Below are 6,081 nucleotides of genomic sequence, written 5' to 3' on the forward strand. Positions count from 1 at the left end.
CTATAAAGGCCCTTTTAGGCTTTCGGTTCAAGCGATTTGGTTGTGTGCTCGTCCTGTTTGCCGCCGGTTGCGCGCTTTAGGCGTCCCCTTTTTAGGGCGTGGCCAGCCAGCGGACGACAAAGGAGGGGCCCGCTGGGCGCAAAAGGGTACTTTCGATGCAACGAGTTGGGGCCGAGGTGGCTTAAGCGGCGGGGCTGGGTCGGTAGCTCAACACCGTGCAGATAGCGCCGAATGGATGTGGGATCGGTAAGGGCGCTAGTTCCTCCATCAACTCCAAGGGCGACAACAGCAGGTGGGTTGTCCCATCCGACCAGGGGGTTTTGAGGCGGAAGGTGAGGTGGTCGCTATCGATACACTGCAGCCGACTGTACTCCACACATACCTCTATGACTCAAAATGTATTGAGTCACCAATTAACAAAATTTTGACATCAAAACTTGGTCGCTCAGTATAATAAATCTCAAAGAAGCGAGAAATGTCACTTGTATGATTTCGCCAAAAATCCCAGTGAAACGGCAACAATGTCTTTGGATTCAGTTTGCGTGCAGTTTCAATCAGCTGCTCTTCGCTCATATACCATGTTGGGTTGACCGAGTCATGATCCACATGTCCAGTACAACCGCATCCCATTGCTAGAAGAGCGAAATCCAGTTCATGCTTGTCGCCAATTTCTGCTATGGCAGGTCCATCCCAAGTATCACCAGATACAAACAATTTGGTCCCTCCAGAGCTAAACACGAACGATGCTGCGTGCGGCTCCATAGGGTCATACGCAGGGTACACACTTATTTCGACATCTCCAACGTGCAGTGTGTCATCCGATTTCACCTCCCTAATACGACTCTCAGAAATACCGAATTCTCGCATATTGGCTGCGGATGATTTAGGCCCTATACAAAAAGCCTCAGTGTTGTTGAGAATAGGTACCAACGTGCCTTTATGGCAATGATCCACGTGATCATGCGTGGAAATGATACAGTCTGCTAACCGCACCTCATCTGGTTTGATCGGTATTGACGTAGATCGATAAGCATCTGGTACCGAATCGTCCGGTGTACCGTAGAAATATGGATCAATCCAAATTGTTGTCTGGGGGGTGCGATAGAGAAAACTTGGCCCTCCCAAGGACCAGAATGAAACCCCCCGCTCAACCGTACTCTGCTCCACTTCATCCAAGAATGTTTTGGGCCAATAAGCTACGTCGCGCATAATTTTTTTCTTTCGCCTATAAATCAATAAGGCAGAATACCGCCACATACATTGTACGTCTGTCCAGTCATATAGCTGGCATCACTAGATGCAAGAAAGACAACAACATTGGCTACATCTTCAGGTTCCTGAATACGGCCAAGAGGTATGCTGTCCACCGTACTTGCTTTCACGGACCCAATCGGAGCACCTTCGCGCTTAGCTATTTCACGGTCTATAAGGTCCCACATAGGCGTGTCGACTATCCCAGCACATACGCAATTGACGAGAATACGATGTTGGGCCAGTTCTAAGCCCATCTGCTTTGTCAATGCAACAACAGCATGTTTACTAGCTGCATAAGCACCTAGAGGGACATCCTTTCCAGGAGCAATCTTGCCGGCGCCAGAAGCGTTGTTTATTATCCTGCCTCCACCCCCAGTGTTTATCATCTGCCTTGCAGCAGCCTGAGAACAAAGTAAAACTCCTTTTGCATTTATATCCATCATTGTATCCCACACAGATTCATCAGTATCCATCAAGGGCACAACAGCTCCCACCCCAGCGTTGTTGACCAAGATATCTAATGACCCAAATTTGCCAACAGTATCCTGGACCATTTGATCTACATGTTCTTTCCGCGTCACATCGACCTGCAAAGCCACTGCTTGGCCGCCGTCCGACTCTATCTCCGCAACCACATTATCTGCATTACTGCTATCAATATCAGTGACCGCTACACTAACACCCTCAGACGCAAGTCGCAGACTAATGGCACGTCCAATTCCTCGTCCCGCACCAGTCACAATAGCCACCTGATCTTCTAAATCATATCTAGGCACAGTAGCCCTCCCCAAGAAAACTTCTAGTCGCTTTTATCTTTCATTTCATACGGATCCTGGACTAGTTCAAGAACAAAACCGTCCGGGTCCTTGAAGAAAACCACGTGCACAATTGCCCAACCCAAGTCGAAGTTTACGGGTTCAGATATAAATTCAACTCCCTTGGACTTTAATTCCTTGTAACTTGCCCAGACATCTGTCACCCCAAAGCAAAAATGTGAATGAGCGACGTCTCCCAATTGTGCATTGGAAACACTGCCTTCCGGGACTACATATTGCTGCAAATCGAGCTCTATACCTGGAGTATCAGGCGCCTCTAATCGGATTACCTCCATAACAACTTCCGGTTTACCGCACATCTTGGAGATAGTCTCACCCTCCAGCCTATGCCGTTCAACCTCTTTCATCCCGAGCAAGTCGCAATAAAAAGCCAGTGAGCGGTCCATGTCACTCACTGTTAAAGAAATGTGGTCAAGAATATTCACTGAATTAATCATAGAGACCTCCGGTCACCAGTAAGTACGTTACTAGCAGAAATTATATCACCCTCGCTGTTAATTCATAATCTCATCAGCTGTAAAACTTCTTCTCTTTAACGCACGTATCTAAGCCTATCGCAACATTTGGGGCAAATGATTCCAATAATGATGGAACCACAAGTCGAACACATTTAACGTGGAAAAAACACCAATATTTGTTGCATGCAGACCAGTCTATCATGTCAGAAGCAGCCAAGGATTCTCAAGTCCTTTTTCAAAGCGGAGAGAACTCTGGCATGTATAGGCACTATAAAGGCCCTTTTATGTCATCGGGTCAAGCGATTTGGTCGTGTGCTCGTCCCGTTTGCCGCCGATTGCGCGCTTTAGGCATCCGCTTTTTAGGGCGTGGCCAACCAGCGGACGACAGAGGAGGGTCCCGCTGGGCGCAAAAGGGGGTTTTCAATACAACGAGTCGGGGGATAGGCGGACTTTGAGGTGGTGCGCCGTCGGCGGAGGGCGGTGGCTTGTGGCGTGATGCGTTAGGCGGCGAAGTCCCACGCCTGTTGGGGTGGGGCTGAGGTGATGTCGAGAGTAAAGATCCGCGCTAATAGCGCCGCCCAAGTAAGTCGATGGGGGCGCAAGAAAGGCGCGGGCGAGCCCCAGGCGTCGAAGAGACCGTGGGCGACGGCGGGGTGGGTACGACCTGGCTCCGGTCGCGGGCATTGGGCGCAGGGATGCCGTGATAGCGCACTAGGTTGAGTCGGGGCGGTGGGATGAGAGCAAGAAAACGCGCCCGATTCTTACTCCTTTGAGAGTTAGGGATTCCAGACGTTCCACTTTCCGACTTTGTTCCATCCTTCGCATTCGGGACACGAACAAAGAAAGCGGAGGGCGAGTCGAGGTTGAGTAGATCGGTTCAGTGATCCACTATGGACCATCAGATAGTCGATGAAAACCACATCGCCACGTTGGGGGGTGATTTCTACCGGCGTCGCCCGAGCCAAATCGGCGACCAGCGGCCGCAAATCATCCATATGGCTGTACCGGCCAGACTGCTGTCCGGCTAGAATCCGGAATTTTCGGTTTGAACCAGGCCACACCATCGTCCCTCCTCCCTNGGGCTCAACGTCGGAGAGATAGATGAGCGTGATCATTCGGAACGGACCTGGAGTGATNTTCAGATGTCTGTGACCTCCATCCAGGTGGGGTGGTGGAGCCGATGTAGCTGAGGAGGGAAACTGGTTTATCGACCAGACGGCTTCCGGATATTCGCGCTGGCAACAAAATGCTCCTGGAGNAAAGGTCGCAAGGACTCTTGTCGCCGCCCGATATTCGGGTGTGCAGCACGCCAACAGTGCTGCATCGGTCAAGCCGAGGTGTTCGATTCTCGNGGGAGAGGCGTTTAGGTGCCAGAGGGCGTTGGCAGGTGGTGGTGTTGGCGGTTGCTTCCACGAGTCCGGTTTATCGGGATTCATACCAAGCCGTGTCCAAAGACCTGCTACTGNGCGATCAATGATTTCTTCGGGAATGAGATTCGATACGATCGTGTATCCGTCTTCGCGGTAGCTTTCTATATGCTCGGGAGAGAGGACCATACTGTGACGAGGCTCCAGGTGATCATTGTATACTGGGGGTCGCAACGCGTTTTTATTGTGCTACAATGCATGTGAACTATAAAGGCCCTTTTAGTTTTCCGGGTCAAGCGATTTGGTCGTGTGCTCGTCCCGTTTGCCGCCGGTTGCGCGCTTTAGGCGTCCGCTTTTTAGGGCGTGGCCAGCCAGCGGACGACTAAGGAGGGGGCCCGCTGGCTGCAAAAGGGGGTTNTCGATATGTAACTGCGGAGTATCCCAATACGACTTTGATGTCTGTTGGGATGAATATCGCTTGTGGATGCTAGATATAGGTATGCTATGGTCAACTATACCCGCCGGAGGCCGTGCACATATTGGGATCTGGGACATCCTTATGAGTCGCTCATCCAATGCTATTATTGATCTTAATGCAGGGGATCTGGTATTGTAGCTGCGCCTTTACCTATTTACTGGTTTTATTAAAAACTCCACGTGTAACACAGCAATTCCCGCAGCGTCGCTTACGCTCCTTGGGGCTACGCCCACCCCGTATGCGCGGGGTCGTGAATTGTGAAACCGTTATCTAAACTTATGAGTTGGCTATCGCGGGTTCGTTGACATAGGCAGATCGGTCGAGGACTTGCACTTCTTCTTCTAGTTTTTCGCCTAAACGATCTTTCTCCACTTCAAGGTCATACCGGGTTTGGAGATTGATCCAAAAACGATCCGTCGTATCGAAATAACGTGCAAGGCGCAGGGCTGTATCGGCGGTAATAGCTCGCTTACCATGCACAATCTCATTGATGCGGCGCGGCGGCACAGAAATATCCTTGGCCAAGCGATATTGGCTCAGGCTAAGGGGTTGGAGAAATTCTTCGAGGAGAATCTCTCCAGGATGAATAGGAGGCATTTTGTCTTGCACCATAGTAGAGGCTCCTTAGTGATAGTCTATAATTTCAACATGAATGGCATTTCCTTGACGCCATTCGAAACAAATCCGCCATTGATCATTAATGCGGATGCTATGCTGTCCTTTTCGATTACCAGAGAGCTGCTCCAATCGATTGCCCGGCGGAGAGCGTAAATCCTGTATGGATTCTGCGCATCAAGGATCAGTAATTTTTTCAGTGCCATATGCGCCAAAGGCCCAGAAAACTTACGGGATCCTTAGGCGATTAAAGACCCGTTCCGTCTCTTTGTCTTTAAATGATTGGATCATAATCAAATAACAACGCACTACAATATTAACGTCAAGCGTTACTATGTATGCAGCTGGGGCAAAAGCCGCGCTCCTTACACGAGAAGGCCACGGTCCGACTTTCGTTGCAGTCAGGACAATGCAGCCGGAGAAAACCGTGAGCGAGCATACCGCATTCCAGATAAGACCGCAATTCTCGCTCAACGTGAAATGGGAACGCATGCTCGCTGGTGCGCATGCGCTGGAGAAAGGTTTCTAGGTGATCGATCAGGACCCGATAGAGGAGATGGTGCTCGGGTGCTCGCCGCTGGTAGGTATGGGCTGGGTGGTGAAAAGAGGTGGTCATGGTGCCGACGGGATAGCAATATGCATTCCATCCAAAGCGGTCGTTGACCCCAGGGATGCTGCAATCCTCTATGCGCTGACCAGAAGCGACCTAGCGCATTGTCTTAAAAGGGCATCAGATGCGAATCGTTGTAGCCGGTCAGAAGGGGCGAATAGCCGATAGGAAGATTCTTTGGGCCGTCTAGGCACGGATGCTGGACTCTTACGCAGATGCTACAAGAAGTGTGTAGCAAAATTCATAAAAAAGAGGCCGCCTGAAGCAATTTCAGGCGGCCTCTTTCCAAATCGATAAGTCGTTGTTTTCAATGGTGGAGCTGAGGGGAATCGAACCCCTGACCTCAACAGTGCGATTGTTGCGCTCTACCAACTGAGCTACAGCCCCGGAGGCAGTGAGTGTATCGGCGCGTCAGTTCAGCGACGCAGCCAATCGTCACCCTGCGCAGCCGGTCCCCACGAGG

8 protein-coding genes, 1 tRNA gene and 1 pseudogene are annotated in these 6,081 nt (G+C 50.7%); 2 read left to right on the plus strand and 8 right to left on the minus strand.

Annotation, left to right across the window (positions count from 1 at the left end; genetic code table 11):
* A partial coding sequence (locus CMM32_06100; protein ID MBT06474.1) for a hypothetical protein occupies positions 1 to 250 on the plus strand: 250 nt, incomplete at its 5' end.
* A 134-nt stretch (positions 251 to 384) separates the two neighbouring features.
* Here CMM32_06100 and CMM32_06105 read toward each other — a convergent pair.
* From CMM32_06105 to CMM32_06115, 3 genes are read right to left on the minus strand one after another with little or no spacing between them, the layout of a single operon-like run.
* Positions 385 to 1,257, minus strand: coding sequence for a hypothetical protein (locus tag CMM32_06105; GenBank protein ID MBT06475.1), 873 nt, complete (start codon positions 1,255 to 1,257; stop codon positions 385 to 387).
* Positions 1,233 to 2,045, minus strand: coding sequence for a hypothetical protein (locus tag CMM32_06110; GenBank protein MBT06476.1), 813 nt, complete (start codon positions 2,043 to 2,045; stop codon positions 1,233 to 1,235). The genes CMM32_06105 and CMM32_06110 overlap by 25 nt, the downstream gene beginning before the upstream one ends.
* 8 nt (positions 2,046 to 2,053) lie before the next feature.
* A complete protein-coding gene (locus tag CMM32_06115) occupies positions 2,054 to 2,527 on the minus strand; it encodes a hypothetical protein (GenBank protein MBT06477.1) in 474 nt (157 codons plus the stop codon).
* Between the two features lie 197 nt (positions 2,528 to 2,724).
* Between CMM32_06115 and CMM32_06120 the strand changes: the two genes are divergently transcribed.
* Positions 2,725 to 3,003 carry a hypothetical protein gene (locus tag CMM32_06120; protein MBT06478.1) on the plus strand — a complete coding sequence of 93 codons (279 nt, stop codon included), beginning with the start codon at positions 2,725 to 2,727 and terminating at the stop codon, positions 3,001 to 3,003.
* A 321-nt stretch (positions 3,004 to 3,324) separates the two neighbouring features.
* Here CMM32_06120 and CMM32_06125 read toward each other — a convergent pair whose 3' ends face one another.
* The 5 genes and pseudogenes from CMM32_06125 to CMM32_06145 form a co-directional block, all read right to left on the minus strand.
* On the minus strand, positions 3,325 to 4,104 hold the full coding sequence (locus CMM32_06125) for a hypothetical protein (protein ID MBT06479.1): 780 nt from the start codon (positions 4,102 to 4,104) through the stop codon (positions 3,325 to 3,327).
* Positions 4,105 to 4,669: 565 nt separating this feature from the next.
* Positions 4,670 to 5,005, minus strand: coding sequence for an addiction module antidote protein, HigA family (higA, locus tag CMM32_06130; protein ID MBT06480.1), 336 nt, complete (start codon positions 5,003 to 5,005; stop codon positions 4,670 to 4,672).
* A gap of 12 nt (positions 5,006 to 5,017) precedes the next feature.
* Positions 5,018 to 5,214: pseudogene (locus CMM32_06135) on the minus strand (plasmid maintenance system killer protein).
* A gap of 116 nt (positions 5,215 to 5,330) precedes the next feature.
* Positions 5,331 to 5,624 carry a hypothetical protein gene (locus tag CMM32_06140; protein MBT06481.1) on the minus strand — a complete coding sequence of 98 codons (294 nt, stop codon included), beginning with the start codon at positions 5,622 to 5,624 and terminating at the stop codon, positions 5,331 to 5,333.
* A 305-nt stretch (positions 5,625 to 5,929) separates the two neighbouring features.
* Positions 5,930 to 6,005 (minus strand) — tRNA-Ala (locus CMM32_06145).
* Positions 6,006 to 6,081: the final 76 nt, after the last annotated feature.

Source organism: Rhodospirillaceae bacterium (assembly GCA_002728255.1).
Classification (GTDB): Bacteria; Pseudomonadota; Alphaproteobacteria; order UBA7887; family UBA7887.

Coding starts and splice junctions, on each gene's coding strand:
- higA (MBT06480.1), bottom strand. CDS start 5,005: ATGGTGCAAGACAAAATGCCTCCTATTCATCCTGGAGAGATTCTCCTC.
- CMM32_06115 (MBT06477.1), bottom strand. CDS start 2,527: ATGATTAATTCAGTGAATATTCTTGACCACATTTCTTTAACAGTGAGT.
- CMM32_06105 (MBT06475.1), bottom strand. CDS start 1,257: ATGTGGCGGTATTCTGCCTTATTGATTTATAGGCGAAAGAAAAAAATT.
- CMM32_06140 (MBT06481.1), bottom strand. CDS start 5,624: ATGACCACCTCTTTTCACCACCCAGCCCATACCTACCAGCGGCGAGCA.